This is a genomic window from Nocardia sp. NPDC087230 (assembly GCF_044744725.1).
Lineage (GTDB): Bacteria > Actinomycetota > Actinomycetes > Mycobacteriales > Mycobacteriaceae > Nocardia > Nocardia canadensis.
The window spans coordinates 15915-34691 of the sequence record NZ_JBIUYV010000002.1 but is presented as its reverse complement, the minus strand read 5'-3'; the positions used below and the strand labels follow the sequence as shown (position 1 = coordinate 34691).

The 18777-nt window shown below is 69.7% G+C and carries 14 protein-coding genes; 8 read left to right on the top strand and 6 right to left on the bottom strand.

What is annotated here, in order from left to right; translation table 11 throughout:
- Positions 1-67: 67 nt before the first annotated feature.
- From ACIO52_RS06530 to ACIO52_RS06520, 3 genes are all read left to right on the top strand, one after another.
- On the top strand, positions 68-1006 hold the full coding sequence (locus tag ACIO52_RS06530; RefSeq protein WP_218717573.1) for a nitrilase-related carbon-nitrogen hydrolase: 939 nt from the start codon (positions 68-70) through the stop codon (positions 1004-1006).
- Between the two features lie 80 nt (positions 1007-1086).
- Complete coding sequence (locus ACIO52_RS06525; protein ID WP_316573559.1) at positions 1087-2052, top strand: helix-turn-helix domain-containing protein; 966 nt, start codon at positions 1087-1089, stop codon at positions 2050-2052.
- A 204-nt stretch (positions 2053-2256) separates the two neighbouring features.
- Positions 2257-3132 carry a nitrilase-related carbon-nitrogen hydrolase gene (locus ACIO52_RS06520; RefSeq protein ID WP_402642232.1) on the top strand — a complete coding sequence of 292 codons (876 nt, stop codon included), beginning with the start codon at positions 2257-2259 and terminating at the stop codon, positions 3130-3132.
- 6 nt (positions 3133-3138) lie between these two features.
- On the opposite strand, the gene ACIO52_RS06515 is transcribed toward ACIO52_RS06520, so the two are convergent.
- Positions 3139-3474 (bottom strand): metal-sensitive transcriptional regulator, encoded by a 336-nt coding sequence (locus ACIO52_RS06515; RefSeq protein ID WP_218717576.1) that lies wholly within the window; start codon positions 3472-3474, stop codon positions 3139-3141.
- Positions 3475-3618: 144 nt separating this feature from the next.
- Here ACIO52_RS06515 and ACIO52_RS06510 point away from each other — a divergent pair, with 144 nt between their 5' ends.
- A complete protein-coding gene (locus tag ACIO52_RS06510; protein ID WP_218717577.1) occupies positions 3619-4428 on the top strand; it encodes an S-methyl-5'-thioadenosine phosphorylase in 810 nt (269 codons plus the stop codon).
- Here the strand turns inward: ACIO52_RS06510 and ACIO52_RS06505 are convergent, their stop codons facing one another.
- Entirely contained in the window at positions 4429-5409 is a 981-nt protein-coding gene (locus ACIO52_RS06505) for a GAF domain-containing protein (RefSeq protein ID WP_402642227.1), read from the bottom strand. It lies immediately after the preceding gene.
- Positions 5410-5525: 116 nt separating this feature from the next.
- Between ACIO52_RS06505 and ACIO52_RS06500 the strand changes: the two genes are divergently transcribed.
- On the top strand, positions 5526-6086 hold the full coding sequence (locus tag ACIO52_RS06500) for an NADPH-dependent FMN reductase (RefSeq protein WP_218717579.1): 561 nt from the start codon (positions 5526-5528) through the stop codon (positions 6084-6086).
- A 63-nt stretch (positions 6087-6149) separates the two neighbouring features.
- Here the strand turns inward: ACIO52_RS06500 and eccE are convergent, their stop codons facing one another.
- Complete coding sequence (gene eccE / locus ACIO52_RS06495; RefSeq protein ID WP_402642224.1) at positions 6150-7793, bottom strand: type VII secretion protein EccE; 1644 nt, start codon at positions 7791-7793, stop codon at positions 6150-6152.
- Positions 7794-7876: 83 nt separating this feature from the next.
- On the opposite strand from eccE, the gene eccB reads away from it, so the two are divergent.
- On the top strand, positions 7877-9364 hold the full coding sequence (eccB, locus tag ACIO52_RS06490; protein ID WP_316573563.1) for a type VII secretion protein EccB: 1488 nt from the start codon (positions 7877-7879) through the stop codon (positions 9362-9364).
- On the opposite strand, the gene ACIO52_RS06485 is transcribed toward eccB, so the two are convergent.
- The 3 genes from ACIO52_RS06485 to eccD all read right to left on the bottom strand — a co-directional run bounded on the left by ACIO52_RS06485 (position 9365) and on the right by eccD (position 13061).
- On the bottom strand, positions 9365-10132 hold the full coding sequence (locus ACIO52_RS06485) for a potassium channel family protein (RefSeq protein ID WP_316573564.1): 768 nt from the start codon (positions 10130-10132) through the stop codon (positions 9365-9367). It lies immediately after the preceding gene.
- A gap of 65 nt (positions 10133-10197) precedes the next feature.
- Complete coding sequence (gene mycP / locus ACIO52_RS06480) at positions 10198-11598, bottom strand: type VII secretion-associated serine protease mycosin (RefSeq protein ID WP_316573565.1); 1401 nt, start codon at positions 11596-11598, stop codon at positions 10198-10200.
- Complete coding sequence (gene eccD / locus ACIO52_RS06475) at positions 11595-13061, bottom strand: type VII secretion integral membrane protein EccD (RefSeq protein ID WP_218717709.1); 1467 nt, start codon at positions 13059-13061, stop codon at positions 11595-11597. Before eccD ends, mycP begins: the two co-directional genes overlap by 4 nt.
- Positions 13062-13246: 185 nt before the next feature.
- Here eccD and eccCa point away from each other — a divergent pair, with 185 nt between their 5' ends.
- Positions 13247-17281 (top strand): type VII secretion protein EccCa, encoded by a 4035-nt coding sequence (gene eccCa / locus ACIO52_RS06470; RefSeq protein ID WP_402642219.1) that lies wholly within the window; start codon positions 13247-13249, stop codon positions 17279-17281.
- Entirely contained in the window at positions 17263-18726 is a 1464-nt protein-coding gene (locus ACIO52_RS06465) for a type VII secretion-associated protein (protein WP_316573566.1), read from the top strand. The genes eccCa and ACIO52_RS06465 overlap by 19 nt, the downstream gene beginning before the upstream one ends.
- Positions 18727-18777: the final 51 nt, after the last annotated feature.

The following is an 18777-nucleotide window of genomic DNA, read 5'->3' as shown; positions in this document are numbered from 1 at the left end:
TATGTCCGCGCTATCTGCGAGAGAGTGAATCGAACACCTTTCAAGGATTGAGCGACAAGGGGTCACGATGTTTGGTCGGGTACGCGTTGCTGCGGTGCAAGCCGAGCCGAAGTGGTTGAACCTGTCCGCCGGGGTCGAGCAGGCCATCGGACTGATCGAAGAAGCCGCCGACGGTGGTGCTCGGCTGGTCGCGTTTCCCGAGACATTCCTGCCCGGATTCCCGTGGTGGATGTGGCTCAACTCGGTCGATTGGGGCGAGGAGTTCCTCGCCCGCTATCTCGCCAATTCCTTGACCGCCGACGGCCCCGAGTTGCGAGCCATCGCCTATGCCGCGCGCCGCAAGGGTATTCACGTGTCGATCGGGTTCGCCGAGCGCGCGGGCCGCGAGGTGTTCATGTCGCAGGCGCTCATCGATGTGCAGGGCGAGATCGCCCTCGCCCGCAAGGGGGAACCGACCGGCCTCGAGCGCACGGTCTTCAGCGCGGCCGACGACGAGGTGCTGGTGCGCGACACCGAGCACGGCCGGATCGGCGTGCTCGGCGGCGCCGACCACATGCGCGCCGCGCTGCGCGCCCGTATGCACGAAGAGCGCGAACAGATCCACATCGCGTCGTGGTCGGGCTTCACCGTGTACTACGGCGAGGGCAAGGAGTGGGGCCCGGAGCTCAACACCGCGGCCAGCGTGCGCTACGCGATGGACGGCGCGGCCTACGTGATCGCTCCCGTCGCCGTGGTGCCGGTCGCCGGCTGGGAGGTCGTCGACGCGCGCCTCCCCGACCGTCGGCTGCTACGCGGTGGTGGCGGCGTCTCCCGCATCTTCGGCCCCGGCGGCCTGGAGCTGGCCACCCCGCTGGCCGAGGGCGCTGAGGGCCTCCTCTACGCCGACCTCGACCTCACCCGCAGCCTCCGCTCCGCCCCGGCCGCCTGCGGCGAGCGCGAGAACTTCCGGGTGCCCAGTGGCCGGATCCGCCGGGAACCGGTTCAAGTCGAGCTGGCGGGCACCTGAGCGCCTGACGGGACTGTCCACGCCGGATACCGTAGGGACGATTACGCCTGACGTCGTGTGTCCCGGAGGGTTGGCTGCCCATGGCCATCGAACCGACAATGCTCGAGTTCTCCTCGCCGACGCCGCGGAGTGCGGCGCGCGACGAGTGGGAAGCGCTGATGTCGCGGACCTATGTGCCGCTCGCCGTCGACACCCATCCCGACCAGCCCTTCTACGGCCGGGTCAGCACCGGATCGCTGGCAGGCAGGGGGGATTTCAGTCTCACGACGGTCGCGGGGAGTAGTCAGGAGTTCCGTCGGACAGCGAGTCACATCGCCCGCTCCGACGACGAGTACCTGCTCGCCAGCATCCATACCGTCGGCCTGGCGTGCCTGAACCAGGACGGCAGGTCGGCGGTCGTCGGTCCCGGCGACATGGTCTTCTACGACACGTCCAGGCCGTACTTCTGGTCCAACGGAACCGATTTCGAGCAGGTCGTGGTGCAGGTGCCGATCCGGCTGCTCCGCGAGCAACCCGGTCTCGGCCAGCTGGACCTGCCGACCGCGGTCACCGTGCCCGCGGCCAGCGCGCCCGGGGTCGTGGCGAGCTTCTTCCGCGGTCTGGTCAGGGTCCGGCGGGAGGCGCCCGCCCAAGCGGAGGTGCTGGCGGGCAACGCGCTCGATCTGTTCGGATCCGCGGTGGTGCTGACCGCCGGATTGCGACCGGTCGAGGCCGCGGCCGACGCGCTCAATCGCGAACAGGTCCTGGTCTTCCTGCGCGAGCATTGCACCGACCCGGACCTGACCGTCGATGAGGTGGCGCATGCGTGCCATATCTCCCGCCGAACCCTGTTCCGGATGTTCGACGGCGCCGGTGACAGTCTCGCCGCGACCTTGCGCAAGATGCGCGTGCAGCGGGCGAAAAGGCTACTGGCGCGGCATCGTTCGCATCCGCCGTGCACCGTGGCCTTCGACTCCGGCTTCGCCTCCGAACGGCAGTTCTACCGCGCCTTCCAGCAGGAAACCGGCATGACGCCCGGCGAATACCGTCGATCACACATCGGCTGACCCCTTCCGTTCCCGGCGAGCGTCGATGGTGAACGAACCGGCCGCGCCGGATGCGCACTGGTATCGGGTCTTCGGCACGCCCGGCTCGGTCGAGCCGCCGGCTGGCACTGATTGTCAGTGGGATGGCACGGCTGGTCTGTGGATCGGCGTACTCGCTGCCCGACACTGGATTCCAGTGCTGGGTGAGAACAGGGAGCGGGCACAATGGCGATTCGGGTTCGCGCCGCGGCCGTACAGGCAGAGCCGACGTGGTTACATCTGCCCGACGGGGTCGCGCAGACGATCGGATTCATCGAGGACGCGGCGGCGGGTGGCGCGCGGTTGGTCGCGTTTCCCGAGGCCTTCCTGCCGGGCTATCCGTGGTGGCTGTGGCTGAACTCGGTCGACTGGGGCGCGGAGTTCCGGGCGCGGTATCTGGCCAACGCGATGACCAGGGACGGCGCCGAGATGCGGGCCATCGCCGACGCGGCGCGGTGGGCGGGAGTGCACGTGGTGCTCGGCTTCGCCGAGCGCGCGGGCGAGGACCTCTATCTGGCGCAGGCCATGATCAGCCCCGACGGCCGGGTCCGGGTGTCGCACAAGCCGTCGCCGAGATCGCTGGAGCGGGAGGTGTTCGCCGACGGCATCGCGCCGCCGATGGTCCACCACACCGAGCTGGGCCGGATCGGGGTTCTCGGCGGCACCGATCACCTGTGCCCGGACCGGCGCGTCGCCCTGTGGCGGGAGCAGATCCACGTCGCCGCGTTCTCCGGGTTCACCGTGTGTCACGACGTCGACGACGACCTCGCCGTCGCGGTGAACAGCACGGTCGGCGAACAGTACGCCCGCGACAGCCGGACCGTGGTGATCGCGCCGACCGCGCTCGTCCCGATGACCGGCTGGGCCGCCGTCGACGCGCGCCCGCCGGGGCATCCGATGCTCAGCGGTGGCGGTGGGGTCGCCCGGATTCTCGGACCGGACGGCCGCGACCTGGTGCCGCCGCTGCCGCCCGGCAAGCCCGGGGTGCTGTTCGCCGACTTCGTCGTCGACGAGTCGGCGAATCCGTGGACGGACGGCCAGGGCTACCCGCGGGCCTGCTGAGGCCGGTCAGGACCGGACCAGACGCGCGATCGCGTCGGTCGCCTCCTTGATCTTGGCCTCGGCCTCGGGCCCGCCGGCCACCGCCGCGTCGACGACACAATGCGAGATGTGGTCCTCGAGCAGGCCCATCGCGACGGCCTGCAGCGCCTTGGTCATCGCCGAGACCTGGGTCAGGATGTCGATGCAGTACTTCTCCTCCTCGACCATCCGCTGCAGGCCACGCGACTGGCCCTCGATCCGGCGCAGGCGCTTGAGATAGTCCTCTTTGGCGGTGATGTAGCCGTGGCCCTGGTGGCCCGTGTGCTCGCCGCCGGTCGTGGTGTCGGGGGTGGGTGCGGTCACCGGAGGTCTCCTCGCCTGACGGGGTGCCCGGATTACCGAGCTGATACCCCCCTAGGGTACAGTTTCCGGCCGGAAATGTCAGATGCGGCCGCCGGCGCGGTCCCGGTGATGCGCCGGACCTGGCCGGACGGGAGAATCACCGGTATGAGTTCGCTTCCCCGGCCCGCACTCGCCGTCATCGGCGGCAGCGGTTTCTATGACTTCTTCGACAACGACGCGGTGCACGTCGAGGTCGACACACCGTACGGCGCGCCGAGCGCGCCCGTCGCCATCGGCGAGGTCGACGGGCGCGCCGTCGCGTTCCTGCCGCGTCACGGCAAGCAGCACGAGTTCGCCCCGCACACCCTGCCCTACCAGGCCAACATGTGGGCGTTGCGTTCGCTCGGCGTGCGCCGGGTGTTCGCGCCGTGCGCCGTCGGCAGCCTGCGCGCCGACTGGGGCCCGGGCACCGTCGCGGTGCCCGACCAACTCGTCGACCGGACGGCGGGCCGCCCGCAGACCTTCTTCGACGGCGGCGGCGTCCACGTCTCCTTCGCCGACCCCTACTGCGACGACCTGCGCACGGCCGCGGTCAAATCCGCGGGCGACGAACTGCGCGTCGAGGACTCCGGCACGATGGTCGTCGTGCAGGGCCCGCGCTTCTCCACCAGGGCCGAGAGCCGCTGGTTCGCCGGACAGGGCTGGGACCTGGTCAACATGACCGGTCACCCCGAAGCCGTGCTCGCCCGCGAACTCGAGATGTGCTACGCCGCGGTCGCTCTCATCACCGACCTGGACGCCGGCCTCGAGGAGGGCGACGGCGTGCACGCGGTCGACGTCTTCGCCGAGTTCAAGAAGAACCTGGGCCCGTTCAAGGAGCTGATGCGCCGCGCGGTCGCCGCGGTCGACGGCGAGGACACCTGCGAGCGCTGCCGCGTGCACGCCGGGGTCTCGCTGCCCTTCGAACTGCCCTGATCACCGCGCGGGCGCGGTGACCTGCAGCTGAGCCAGCACGAACGCGGGCGCCGTACCGTCGGCGCCCGCGGGCAGCGGCGACACCTCGACGTCGGCGACCAGCCAGCCGCCCGCCTCGGCCGCGAGCCGCACCCCGGTCATCCCCGCGCGGGCCGCGCCCGCCAGGATCTCCGCCCGCGCCGCGACGATCCGGGCGCGGTCGTCGGGGTGCGGGATCAGCCGCTCGTCGATTCCGCGCCAGCGCAACCCGGGCACCGGCTCGGTGACCCATCGCACCTGCCGGACCTGCGCGGTGTCGAGGATGCACAGGTACAGGCCCGGTTGCGTGTCGCGCAGGAGCGCGAGTGTCGCGGCCTCGAACGACTTGGCCTGCGGGGCGATGCTGTCGGTGACGTCCACTGTGAGGCCGCGCCACGAGAACCGCTGTGCCGCGGTCCCGTTGCGGGCCGCGACCAGCAATGACCGGGGTCCGGTCGTCGAGTGCACGGTGGCGATGCCCGACCAGCGGCTGTCCGGGTCCGAACGGGTCAGCGCGGCGACGATATCCAGCGCACGATCGAAGCGCTCGATCCGCTGGAAGGCCTCGGCGCCGGTGAATTCGCCCGGCGTGGAACCGAGATGGGAGCCGAGACCGTCGGGGCGGGTGCGCACCACCCTGGCCTGCGCGTCGATCTGGAACATGCCGACACCGAGATCGTCGGCGGGCGCCCGCTCGCCCACCCAGACCTTCACCGCGTACGTCCCGGCGTCGGGCCAGACCACCGGCTCGGCCCGCAACCGCAACTCCGACCAGGGCTGTCGCGACTTGGGCAGCACCCGATCGACCGGTGTGCCGGAATCGTGAGCGGTGGCGATCATCGGTTGCAGCGCGACGGGGATCGCGCGCTGATACGACGCCCACTCCCGCGGCGTCGACCCCGTGGTCAGCATCGACCACCTCGCGCCGAGCGTCTCCACCAGCTGCCATTGCCCGATGATCACCTGTTCTGCCCCCTTCGGTTACTCCCCACCTGCGGATATCGAACGAAATCGCCTGCGCCCATCGTGCCCGATCCGCCGGCCGCCGCGGGGCGGGGGTCCGTCGATAAGCTCGCGGTATGGACACACCGTTGCGGTTGGAGGTCATCGTCGCCAGTACCCGCCCGGAGCGGTTCGCGCCCGTGGTGGCCGACTGGTTCCTCGGTGTGCTCGGCGAGCGGCCGGAGTTCGCGGTCGGGGTGCTCGATCTGCGCGATATCGCCCTGCCCGTCGACCTCACCGAGACGCCCGAAGCCGACGCGTTCCGGGCCAGGCTCGCCGCGGCCGACGCCTTCGCCGTCGTCACCTCCGAGTACAACCACGGATATCCCGCGTCCTTGAAGACGGCGCTGGACAGTGCCAAACGGGAGTGGCGGGCCAAGCCGATCGGCTTCGTCTCCTACGGCGGTCTCTCGGGCGGCCTGCGCGCCGTCGAGCAATTGCGGCAGGTGGTCGCCGAACTGCACATGGTCTCGGTGCGCGAATCGGTGAGCTTCGCCCAGGCCAAGCGGCGCTTCGATGCCCAGGGCGCCACCGACGATCACGCCGCGATCGACGCGAGCGCGCGGATGCTCGGCCAATTGGCTTGGTGGGGAAGAACATTGCGGGCCGCCCGCGCCGCCGACCCCTACCCGGGCTGACCCGATCAAGCCGGTCCTCGTAGCATGCCCGGGCGGCCTGCGGCTACCGCCTCCGCTGACCGGTCAGGCAGGTGCCATCGAGCGTTGCCCGCGCGGCTGGCCGATGTAGGTCGCCTCGCGCGGGATCGACACCAGGGTGAGGTTCACCCTGGTGGTGCCGGTGCGCAGCACCACCCGGTTGCCGATCGCGCCCGGCTGGAAGATCTCCAGATCGGGGCGGGACGCGGGCCAGCCGTTCGGATCGCCGGTCAGGTAGATGGTGGTGACACCGGCGTGCGGCGCGGGGGCGAGCACACCGTCGACGACGGTGGCGGTGAAACCCGCGTCGGACTGGTGTGTTTCGACCGCGATGGTCAGCCGCTCCGGATTGCCGACGGTGTTGACCAGGTGCTCCCAGGCGTGCGCGCGATCGGTCCGCACGAGCACCCGCTCGCCGACGGCCAGCGCGCGGAACACCAACTGCTGGGCCAGATACAGCTCGCCGGCCACGTAGACCGAGGAGATACCGGCGCCGATGATCCTGGTGGCGACGCCGTTGCCCTCGTCGTCGGAGCCGAGCAGCTGGCCGCAGCCCGCCGACGGCAGGTGCAGCGCGCCGATGACATCGATCGGGTATTCGGTGGTCGGCACGGTGTCGTCCACCCCGGGCACCGCGATCGGCAGGTGCGCGAGCAGTGCGTCGCGGTGGCGGCCGTTCATCGAGATCATGCCCTTGGACGCGGTCTTCTCCGGCAGCTCCCGCGCGGTCAATCGCCATGCGGCACCGACACTCACCGACTCGGCGTCGCTGCCGGGGCGCAGCCGCACCGCGACAGTCGTGCCCCGCGAGGGCGCGACCCACAGCTGGGCGAGCAGATCCGAGCCGAGCTGCTTGGGGTCCACCGCGCTGCCGATATTGACGGTGTTGCCGATCTCGGCGAACTTCCACCGCTGGGTGAGCGTGCGCGGGTCGAGGCCCGCGGTGATCTGCTGGACGGCCTTGCGGATCTCGGGCGCGGTGAGGATACGCGCGCTGCAATCGGCGTCCTCGAGCGTGCGCATGATCCGCTGGGTGGCGATGGTGACCGCGCGCGAGGCGCCGTCGGTACCGCCGCCGCGCCGGGCCGTCGCGTCGGGGCACTGCACCGAGTCGTAGCTGATCGCGAGCCAGACCGTGCGGTGCGCGGTCGCGGGCAGCGGGCCGAGCAGAGACTCGTAGATCGCGCCCGCGGGCGTGCCGGAGCGGCTGCGGTGGCCGTGGCTGATGATGTCGATGCCGCTGAGCAGGATGTCGTGCTGGTGCAGACAGGCGGCCAGCTCGGGCAGGGGGAGCAGGTGGGAGGCGTGCACCGCGGTGCGGGCGATCCTGGTCAACCCGCCCTTCGGGGGCAGCACCTCGACCACGGTGACCACCCGGCTGCCATCCCAATACAGACCGAGCGAGCGGCCGTCGGTGTCACGGAAGTCGACGGTGTCGCCGAGGGTGTACTCGCGCTTGCCGAGATAGCGGCGGATCGTGCCGATCCAGTCGAGGATCGTGCGCTTGCCGATCGGGATCAGCGGCACGATCGCGACGACGATCGCGATGCCGAGAGCGGGGAAGGGGCCGAGGCCGCAGACCAGAGCCAGGAGCCCCACGGTCAGGCCGAGCACCTGCGCGATGAGCAGCTGCGGCAACGTGATGCGACCGAACAGTGGACGTGGACCAGCACCGGTGTACTCGGCCATTGGTTCCTCCCCCGAATGTGAACAAGTGCTGCCGGGAACTGTACTGTGTTGCCCGGACGAGAGCACTGTTCGGGGGAGGAACCATGCCTTCAAAACCCACCACACGCTGGCAGGTCAGCGGCTACCGCTTCCTGGTGCGGCGGATGGAGCACGCCCTGGTGCGCCGGGATGTGCGCATGCTGCACGATCCGATGCGCGCCCAGTCCCGTGCCTACGCGGTGGGTTTGGTGCTCGGCCTGGTGGTGCTGGCGGGCTGCGGCATCCTCGCGCTGCTGCGCCCGCAGGACAAGATCGGCGACAACAAGATTCTGATCGGCAAGGAATCCGGTGGCGTCTATGTCGTCATCGACAACGTCGTGCACCCCGCGCTCAACCTGGCCTCCGCCCGGCTCGCCGCCGGTGAGGCGGCCAAGGCGGTCATCGTCAAGGAGTCCGAGCTCGGCAAGAAGCCGCGCGGTCAGCTGATCGGCATTCCGGGCGCGCCCTCGTCGCTGCTGTACGACAAGGACGGCAAGGGCAGGCAGTGGTCGGTGTGCGACCAGCTCAAGTCCGACGGCACCGCCGATCTGACCACCTCGGTGCTGGCCGGTTCGCTCGATCTCGGCGACAAGGCCTCGGCGATGCCGACGAACAAGGCGCTGCTGGTCAAGGCCAAGGACGACGTCTTCCTCGTGTTCGACGGCAAACGCGCCAAGGTCAACATGAACGACCCGGCCGTCACGCTCGCGCTCGGGATCTCCGGTGTCACCCCGCGCACCATCAGCGAGGGCGTGCTCAACGCGATTCCCGAGGTCCTGCCGATCATCGCACCGGTCATCGACAACCCCGGTGGCGTGCCGTCCTACAACGTCAGTGGTCACAAGATCGGCGATGTCGTCCAGGTGTTCAACGCGCCCAACCAGGACTACGTGGTGCTGCAGGACGGTCTGCAGCCCGTCTCGGCGCTGACCGCCCAGATCATCCGCAACTCGGTCAACTCGACCATGCCGGGCACCACGATCCAGAACACCGAGCGCACCTACGCCAAGGAGTCGCGGGCGCTGAAGGTGGACAACTACCCGAAGGAACGGCCGGTCCTGATCACCGCCAAGGATCAACCGGTCAGCTGCCTGTCCTGGAAGCCGATCCCCGGCGCCATCGACAACAACGACGCCACCGCGCGCGCCGAACTGACCGTGCTCACCGGTATCGACCTGCCCATCCCGGACAAGGCCAAGCTGGTCAGCCTCGCCCAGGCCGACGGCTCCGGCCCGAAGGCCGACTCGGTCTACATCCCGCCCGCCTCGGGCGCCTACGTCCAGACCACCGGCATCGAACCGGACAGCCGCCGCAAGGACAGCCTGTTCTACATCGCCGACACCGGAGTTCGCTTCGGTATCAAGAACTCCGACGCGGTGAAGGCACTCGGGCTGGAGAACGTGAAGGCCGAGCCCGCGCCGTGGCCGATCGTCGGGCTGCTCGCGGGCGGCCCGAGCCTGGGCCGGGAGGACGCGATGGTCGCGCACGACGGCGTCGCCCCTGACTCGTCCCCGGCCAAGCAGCCGGTGGCCACCGTCGCCAACAGCAAGTAGTCAGCCGACCGGCGGCGATTGCGACCGGGCGGCGCGCAATTCGGCGACCTCCGAACGCAACTCGCGCACCTCGTCGACGAGTTCGGCCAGCGTGCGTTCGGCGCGGTCGGTCGCGTCGTCGACGGTCTTGAGCTGCTCGACGACCCAGCTGGTCATGGTGCCGATGGCGAAGGAGATCAGGCCGATGCCCAGCGTCATCAGGACCAGTGACACCAGCCTGCCCTCGCTGGTCACCGGGTAGACGTCGCCGTAGCCGACCGTCGTCACCGAGACCGCCGACCACCACAGCGCGTCGCCGAAGGTCTCGATCTTGCTCTCGGGCGCACCGAACTCGGCGTCGAAGAAGGCCAGACTCGACAGCAGCAGGATCAGCAGCGAGCTGGTGCCGACGAAGGTGACCAGGCGCGTTCGCGGGTGCGTCGCGCGATTGAGCGTGTCGAGCAGCAGCAGCGCGGCGCGCACCAGACGCAGCGGACGAAACGGCGGCACCAGCACGACGAGCAGGTCGAGCGGATGCTTGCGGACGAATCGGCGCCGATCGGTGGACAACCGCAGCCGGACCGCGAAGTCCACCGCGAAGACCGCCCAGATCCCGACATCGGCCCACACCAGGCAGGCGTCCAGGGTCGGCGAAGCGTCGGTGTCGAGCACCCGCCACGCGTACAGCAGCAGGAACAGCACGGCCAGCACCATCATCGGCAGGTTGGTCGCCTGCTCCCACCGCTGCCGACGGGTCTGCGGGCGCTGCTCTGTGGTCAACGGATCCATACTGCTACCTGGGTCGACGGGCTGCGCGGAGTGCGCTCGACCAGGACGGTACCGCGTCCGCTCCCTCAGGTGTCCTCGCGTACTCCGAATCGACGCCGGATCGGGAACGAGGCGAGCATGCCGAGCACGAACAGCAGCCCGACCACGCCCGCGCCGATCAACCCGACGTTCCTGGCCGTGTTGTCCGGCACCGGGGCAGGCGCGGGAACCGCGAGCTGCACCTGCTTGGCCGGCGACGGCCGCTTGGGTGGCAGCGCCCCGGTGACCTCGGCGGTGAGCGCCGCGATCGGATCGACGCTGCCGTACCCGATGTACTGGTTCCAGCCCTCGGCGGGCGCGTGCGCGGTCGCCTGGATCCGCTTCATCACCTCTTTGGCACTGAGCTCGGGGAACCGCGCGCGCACCAGCGCCACCACCCCGGACACCAGCGGTGTCGCGAAGCTGGTGCCGCTGATCGGGCTGGTCTGGCCCTGCTGGTTCACCGTTCCGGTCGCGGTGCCGGGCCCGCGCGGGTTCAGCGAGGTCATGTTCTCGCCGGGCGCGGCGACGCTGAGCCACGGCCCGGCGACGGTGAACTTCGACGGTGCGCCGTTCGCGTCGATCGAACCGACGGCCAGCACGTACTCGTCCCAGCGCGCCGGGCTGACGTTCATCGCCGTCTTGGTCCACGGGTCGGCGTTGGGCTCCAGCGGATCGACCACCGTGTTCGCCGTCTTGCAGGTATCCGAATTACCCGCCGCCACCACAGGAACCGCGTTCTTGACCTCGACCGCGTACTGCAGGGCCGCGCCGATCGCCCGGTCGTTGACGTCCTTGTTGGTGCCACACCAGACTTCGGAGACGTTGATGACGCCCGCGCCCATGTCGGCGGCGCGCCGGATGGCCGAGGCCATCGTGTTCAGGTTGCCGTAGCCATCGGGCAGGTCCTCGGGCGCCTTGTTCCGGTTGGCGCCCTCCTTCTGATACATCTTGCTGGTCTGCCGGATCGTGAGGATGCGAGCCTCCGGCGCCACTCCCGCGAATCCCTGGCCGGGCACCTGGGTCGCCGCGATCAAACCGGCCACGAAGGTGCCGTGCGCGTCGCAGTCCTCGGCACCGTCACCGGAATTGGCGACGAAGTCGCCGGCCGCGATCATGTCGGGCAGGCGGTCGTGCCTGCTCACGCCGGTGTCGATCACCGCGATCAATTGGCCTGCGCCGCGCGAGAATTCCCATGCCCGAGCCAGATCGAGGGACCGTTGCGCGTCCGGGATGGCTGGCCCGTCGCCACCGGTGGCCACCGTGGTGCACACCGCGTTCGAGCCGACTTCGGTCTTCTCCGGCGGCGCGGCCGGATCGCCCGCGGGCAGATTGGCGGGATCGGCGGCGGGCGGCCGGTCGGCCGAGGCGGGCGCCGCGCCCAACCCGAACGACGCGCCCACACCGAGCGCCACGGCCGCCGCCGCGACGCGCAGGCTCGCGTTCACAGCCCGCGAACGAGGGAGTAGAGCTCGGCGACCCAGAACACCAGCGGCAGCACCGCGGCGACGAACGCGTACTCGAGCAGTTCGACCGCCCGGCGCATCGGCGGCGTCGCCGACTGGTTCGGCACGATCAGGCCGATCACCAGCGCGGCGATCAGGATCGCCAGCGCGGCGCCGAAAACCACCAGCGGCTGGCGCATTTCGAGCGCGACGCCGATCAGCATGATCAGCACGATCGACGCGCCACCGGCGATCAACACGATCGCCTGCTCGGCGCCGGCATAGGTGCGGCTGCGGAACATCAACACCGCGGCGCACACCAGCGCGAGCGCGATGCCGGGCCAGTACGGGTCGTCGGCGGTCGCGTCGATCGCCAGCAGCGCGCCGACGACGGTGACCAGCGTGGTCGCGGTGACCAGACCGGCGAGGTAGTTGCGGGCCCGCTCCGACCGGGCGCGCAACGCGTCCAGAGTGGGCAGCGCGCGATGGTCGTCCGGGTCGTCCTCGGTCGGATCGATCGGGGTGCCGGGGGAGGGGACCGGCGGCAGCGGCAGCTTCGCCAGCAGCATCGACACCCGCGGCGACAGCGAGAGCCCGAGGAGTCCGACCGCGGCGACGACCGCGCCGATGGCCTTGACCGGCTGGTCGGTGAGCAGCCCGACCAGCGCCGCCGGGATGACGAACACCGAGATCGCGGCCGCGCCGATGAACAGCGCGAGGCCGACCCCGGTGACGCGCCAGGCCAGCACGGCGGTCGCGCCGAACAGGGTGGCGCCGAGCAGCAGATGCGCCCAACCGTAGTGATCGGGCACCACCAGCATTCCGCCGGTGAACGCGGTCGGCAGCGCGCAGCCGCCCAGGACCAGCGCGGCCGAGGTGTCGCCGTACATGCGGCTGAGCACCGTGCCCGCGACCACGCACAGGATCGCGACCAGCAGCGCGAGCGAGCCGGTCACCCAGAACGGCAGCGCGTCCGGGGCGGCCAGCAAACCGAAGCAGCCAACCAGCATGGTGACCGCGGCGAGCACCGAACCGGTGATCCGCGCCGTCTTCGGGGTCCAGCTGCGGTAGTGGTCGGCGTCGGCGATCGCGACGTTGTACATGATGTCGTCGAACAGCGGCGTCGGCGCGGTGTGCGAGGCGCTCTCCAGCATGAGGAGCTCGCCGTCGCGCACCCCGTGCTCGCCGAGACTGAGCGAATTCGAGAACGGCGGATGACCGATGCGCGCGAGCACCCATTCGGCAGGCTCGTAGCGCTCACCGTCGTTGTCGAAATCGTTGGAACGGCTGTGCTGGGCGACCATGTCGACCACGCTCGGGATGACGAGCGCGACCGGTACGTCGACCGGAATCGCCATATCGACCTGCGTGTGCTTGGCCAGAATCGTCACCCGGGCCAGATCCGGTGCGCGAACAATGCCGCGCGCGGAATCCTCCTCGAGATGATCGAGTCGCGCGTGCGTCAAAACTCCCCCAACTCCGTCTCTACCTCGTGTTTCCGCTCGACCCCTCGGGCGATCGACAGTTTGCGGAACTCACCGTTCGGACAGCAGAATGCCTGACGAACCATACGACATGTCGGCCGCGACCTCTACACTGAGCCCGTCGCGAGGGAAGACAGCGAATAGTCAAGCAGGGGGAGTCTTCGACCATGAGCACAGTACGGTTCCAGCGCCGTGCCCGGCGCGAGATGCCGCGCACGCCGGGCGGCGAGGTCACCCTGCAGCCACCGCCCGAGATCCCCCGGATCACGCCGGGAAACCTGCTGATGAAGATGATGCCCGTCGTCATGGTCGTGGGCATGGTCGGCATGATGGCGCTGATGTTCACCCAGGGCAGCGGCATGCTGTCCAACCCGATGTCGATGATGTTCCCGCTGATGATGATCATGTCGATGGTCACCATGTTCGGCCAGGGCAGCGGCAAGGGCGCCAAGGCCGCCGAGGCCAACGAAGATCGCAAGGACTACCTGCGCTACCTCGACCAGGTCCGCAAGGACGTCGACGAGACCGCCAAGCAGCAGCGCGCCGCCGTCGAGTGGAGCCACCCCGAGCCCGGCCTGATCTGGATGCTCGCCGGCACCAGCCGCATGTGGGAGCGCCGCTCCGGCGACAAGGACTTCTGCCACGCCCGCATCGGCCTGGGCGGTCAGCGCCTGGCCACCCGCCTGGTCGCCCCGGAGACCGGCCCGGTCGAGGAGCTCGAACCGATCGCCGCGGTGTCCCTGCGCCGCTTCGTCCGCGCCCACTCCACCGTCCCCGACCTGCCCACCGCGATCGCGGTGAAGGGTTTCGGCACCATCGCCCTCGACGGTGACCGCGCCCAGGCCCGCGACATGACTCGCGCGATGTTGTTGCAGCTGTGCATGTTCCAGGCTCCCGACCAGGTGCTCGTCGCCGTGGTCTGCGGTCCTGACACCGCGCGCGAGTGGGAGTGGACCAAATGGCTCCCGCACACCCAGCACCCCGAGGTCTCCGACGGCATCGGCACCCAGCGCATGTTCTACGGCTCCATCCGCGAAGCCCTCAGCAGCCTGCACCCGCTGCTCGGCAACCGTGTGCGTTACTCGCGTAACCAGCCGAACAACCCGAACCTGGTGCACGTGGTGATCGTCGTCGACGGCGGCCTGCTCGAGGCCGAGGACGACCAGCTGCGCGAATCCGGCTTCGAGGGCGTCACCATCATCGACCTGTGCAATTACGCACCCCGCCTTGCCGTTTCGCGCGGCATCAAGATGGTCGTCGAAGACGGCGAATGCCTCGGCCGCGGCGCCACCGGCAACCAGGAACGCTTCGCCACCATCGACCGGGTCAGCGCCGAACAGGCCCAGCAGGCCGCCCGCCGCCTGGCTCCTTACCGCGCCGCCACCCAGCGCAGCAGCGACGTCGAGACCGACGAGTCCGAGACCATCTCGACCTGGTCGCAGCTGATGAACCTGGGCGACATCGGCAACTTCAACCCGGCCAGCGCCTGGCGCCCGCGGTACGGACGTGAGCGTCTGCGCGTGCCGTTCGGCCTCGGCGCCGACGGTGCTCCGGTCGAGCTCGACATCAAGGAAGCCGCCGAGAACGGCATGGGCCCGCACGGCCTGTGCATCGGCGCCACCGGTTCCGGTAAGTCCGAGTTCCTGCGCACCCTGGTGCTCAGCCTGCTCGCCACCCACTCGCCCGACCAGCTCAACCTGGTCCTGGTCGACTTCAAGGGTGGCGCCACCTTCCTCGGCCTCGACGGCGTCCCGCACGTCGCCGCCGTCATCACCAACCTCGAAGACGAGGCCGACCTCGTCGACCGGATGAAGGACGCCCTGGCGGGCGAGATGAACCGCCGCCAGGAGGTCCTGCGCCAGGCGGGCAACTTCGCCAACGTCTCCGAATACGAGAAGGCCCGCGCCGCCGGCGCCGACCTCGACCCGCTGCCCGCCCTGTTCGTCGTGCTCGACGAGTTCTCCGAACTCCTCACTCAGCACCCCGATTTCGCCGAGCTGTTCGTGATGATCGGCCGCCTCGGCCGCTCGCTGCACGTGCACCTCCTGCTCGCCTCGCAGCGACTGGAAGAGGGCAAGCTCAAGGGCCTCGAGTCCCACCTGTCCTACCGCATCGGCCTGAAGACGTTCTCCGCCAACGAGTCCCGCCAGGTCCTCGGTGTCCCCGACGCCTACAACCTGCCCAACTCGCCCGGTGGCGGCTACCTCAAGGCCGACTCCGGCGAGATCCAGCGCTTCCAGGCCTCCTACGTCTCCGGTCCCTACGTCGGCGGCGGCTCACAGCGCGAGGTCACCAGCGCGGGCATCGTCGGCGGCGAAATCGACGTCAACGCACGCCCGTTCAGCGCCAACCACGTCGCCTTCCGCACCTCCGACCGCGTGCCGGTGGCCCCGGAGTCGACCTTCGAGCCCGAGCCCACCGGCGACGACGGCGATCAGATGTCGAACCTGAACATGCTGGTCTCCCGCATCACCGGCCACGGCCGCCCCGCCCATGAGATCTGGCTGCCGCCGCTGGACGAGGCGCCGACCCTGGATCAGCTGAACCCGCGCTCGATCATCACCGGCGAGTACTCGCCGATCGCCACCCTGCGCGCCGCCATCGGCATCGTCGACCGTCCGTACGACCAGCGTCGCGACCCGATGATGCTGGATCTGTCGGGCGCCCGCGGCCACGTGGCCATCGTCGGTGGCCCGCAGTCGGGTAAGTCGACGGCCCTGCGTTCGCTGGTCATGTCGATGTCGATGACCCACACCGCCGAGCAGGTGCAGTTCTACTGCCTCGACTTCGGTGGTGGCACGCTGTCCAGCCTCGAGGGACTCCCGCACGTCGGCTCCGTGGCCAACCGCCTGGACCCGGACAAGGTGCGCCGCACCGTCGCCGAGATGAGCACCCTGGTCCGGCAGCGCGAGCAGCGCTTCCACCAGCTGGGCATCGAGTCCATGGTCGAGTACCGCCGCCTGCGCGCGATGGACCCCAACAGCAGCCCCGCCGCGGCCGGCGCACACGCCGACCCCTACGGTGACGCGTTCCTGGTCATCGACGGCTTCGGCACGATCCGCCAGGATTACGAGGCCCTCGAACAGCAGATCACCAACCTCGCCCTGCAAGGACTCTCCTACGGCGTGCACGTCGTCATCGGCCTGTCCCGGTGGATGGAAGCGCGACCGGCCCTCAAGGACCAGATCGCCACCCGCATCGAGCTGCGCCTGGGTGACCCGATGGACTCCGACATCGGCCGCAAGTTCGCCTCGCTCGTGCCGCAGGGTCGTCCGGGCCGCGGTATCACCCCGGACGCACTGCACATGCTGATGGCCCTGCCCCGCGTCGACGGCAGCTCCGACCCGCTCGACCTGAGCGCCGGCGTCGCCCACGCGGTCGAACTGATCGCCCAGCGCACCCCCGGCCGCCCGGCCCCCGGCACGCGCACGCTGCCGGACCTGCTGGACCGGTCCGAACTGCTGCGCGGCATGCGCAACTGGCCCGCGGAAGTCGACCGGTCGCGTCCGAACATGCTGGTGCCGATCGGTGTCAACGAGTCCGAACTGGCGCCGGTCATGCTGAATCTGGCCGATACGCCGCACTTCCTGGTCTTCGGTGACAGTGAATGCGGTAAGACCGCGTTGCTGCGGGGAATCGTCCAGGGTCTCGTCGAGTCGAACGAACCGTCGCAGGCCAAGATCATCCTCGGCGACTACCGGCGCACCCTGCTGGGCACCATCGAGACCAATCACCTGGCCGGCTACGCGCCCTCGGCGGAGGTGCTCACGCCGTTCGTCCAGCAGGTCGTCGGGATTCTCAAGTCCCGGATGCCGGGTGCCAACATCACCCAGCAGGAGCTGCGAGCGCGATCGTGGTGGACAGGTCCCGAGCTCTACCTGATCATCGACGACTACGACCTGGTCGTCACCCCGTCGGGTAACCCGCTCTCGCCCCTGGTCGAATTCATCCCGCACGCCAAGGACATCGGCTTCCACCTGATCATCGCCCGCCGCTCCGGTGGCGCGTCGCGCGCGCTGTACGAGCCCGTGGTGTCGCGCATGCGCGACGTCGGTTGCATCGGCCTCGTGATGAGCGGCAGCCGGGACGAAGGCCAGCTCTTCGGCACCGTGCGCGCCAGCGCGATGCCTCCGGGGCGAGGAACCCTCGTGACCAGGAACGCGATCGATCTGGTGCAGTTGGCATGGGCACCGGCCTTGTGACCGACATCGACGTCGTGGTCGGTGATGCGCGCGTCCTGGCGCGCACCTCGGCCCGGCACGTGGATGTCGTTCCGACGGTGATGCCGGTGCCGAACGGCATCCTGGTCGGCGCGCCGACCGGCCCGTCGCAACCGGCGGTCTCGGCGCTGTCGCTGGCCGACTCGGCCTGGATCGGCTATGAGCCGCACCCGCTTTCGATCACCGCGGCCACCGACGCGGTGGTCGACGATGTCCTCGCGGGGGTGGCGCCGACTCCGCCCGGCGCGAGTATCGGTGTCGCACACCCCAGTTCATGGTCGACGGCGCGCCGCTCGATCCTGGCCCGCTCATTCGCCAGGTACTCGGGTGCGGTCACGTTGGAACCGATCGCCGCCCGCGTCGCCCGGCTGCGCCAGACACTGGCGACCACCGAGTTCGTCGTTGTCGTCGAAATCGACCCGCTGGCCGTCACGGTGAGCGCGGTCGACCGTTCCCGGGACCAGATCTCGGTCGCGGCCTGCGAGCACGAACCCACCCTGGGCGCGGGTGACTGGAACGACGACGACATCGATCGCCTGGCGGCCATGATCCGCGAGGTCTCCGACGGCTCCCGCCCGACATCGGTACTGGTCGTCGGCCCGGCCGACGACCACCTGCTGGAGCGCTTGCGCGAGTTCGCCGCCGAAACCTGGACCACCCAACCGACCCCGCTGGTCCAGCCGCTGGCCTTCACCGCGCTGCTGCTGCCGCAATCCGGACTCACCGACGACCGGGCGCGTCCGATCCCGGCACAGAACGCCGAATGGGTCGGCACCCTCCGCGAACGCGCCGCCGCCGCAGCACCCGAACCGCGCCTCGGCACCGCCAAAATCCTTGCGGCAGCAGCGGTATCGCTGGTGGTCGTCACCGCGGGCATCGTCGCGGTCGTGGCCACCCGCAGCACCGATGCCGACGCCGCGGAGGCCACCGTCGCCCAGACCACCTCAACCCCGACACCGGCGCCCCTGTCGCCGAAGCCGTCGACCACCCAGCCGACCGCTGCCCCTACCCAGCACGCGCTGGGCCGCGTCAGCTTCACCGTCCCGGCCGGCTGGCGCCTGGCCACCGGCTCACCAGCAGACCGCGCCGCGCTCGTTCCGCAGACAGCCGCCCCCGGCCGAATTACTGTGACGTACAACACTGTCGCGGACCAGGCTGGATATGATGAAGTGCTTAGGGACATCACCGCGCGGATCTCGCGCGCCGAGCCCGGGCGGTTCGGTACGCCGGAACGCGATGTGGTGTTCGCCGGGCGCCGGGGGATCGGCTACCAAGAGCTTCCTGGCGACGGTTCCGTCGTCAGGTGGTACGTCCTTCTCGACCATGGCGTCCAGACCAACGTCGGCTGCCAGCACGGCTCGGGAGGATGGGGGACTGTCAGTACTGCGTGCGAGGAAGTGATGCGATCAGTGTCGATCTCGCCGTAGGTTTCGGAAATTTCTCCGAAAGATGATGGAACCGAACGCACCGTCGGTGCG

What these genes read in the sequence shown, in the direction of transcription:
- ACIO52_RS06530 (WP_218717573.1), top strand. Translation starts at nt 68, where the DNA reads ATGTTTGGTCGGGTACGCGTTGCTGCGGTGCAAGCCGAGCCGAAGTGG.
- ACIO52_RS06525 (WP_316573559.1), top strand. Translation starts at nt 1,087, where the DNA reads ATGGCCATCGAACCGACAATGCTCGAGTTCTCCTCGCCGACGCCGCGG.
- ACIO52_RS06520 (WP_402642232.1), top strand. Translation starts at nt 2,257, where the DNA reads ATGGCGATTCGGGTTCGCGCCGCGGCCGTACAGGCAGAGCCGACGTGG.
- ACIO52_RS06510 (WP_218717577.1), top strand. Translation starts at nt 3,619, where the DNA reads ATGAGTTCGCTTCCCCGGCCCGCACTCGCCGTCATCGGCGGCAGCGGT.
- ACIO52_RS06500 (WP_218717579.1), top strand. Translation starts at nt 5,526, where the DNA reads ATGGACACACCGTTGCGGTTGGAGGTCATCGTCGCCAGTACCCGCCCG.
- eccE (WP_402642224.1), bottom strand. Translation starts at nt 7,793, where the DNA reads ATGGCCGAGTACACCGGTGCTGGTCCACGTCCACTGTTCGGTCGCATC.
- eccB (WP_316573563.1), top strand. Translation starts at nt 7,877, where the DNA reads ATGCCTTCAAAACCCACCACACGCTGGCAGGTCAGCGGCTACCGCTTC.
- ACIO52_RS06485 (WP_316573564.1), bottom strand. Translation starts at nt 10,132, where the DNA reads ATGGATCCGTTGACCACAGAGCAGCGCCCGCAGACCCGTCGGCAGCGG.
- eccCa (WP_402642219.1), top strand. Translation starts at nt 13,247, where the DNA reads ATGAGCACAGTACGGTTCCAGCGCCGTGCCCGGCGCGAGATGCCGCGC.
- ACIO52_RS06465 (WP_316573566.1), top strand. Translation starts at nt 17,263, where the DNA reads ATGGGCACCGGCCTTGTGACCGACATCGACGTCGTGGTCGGTGATGCG.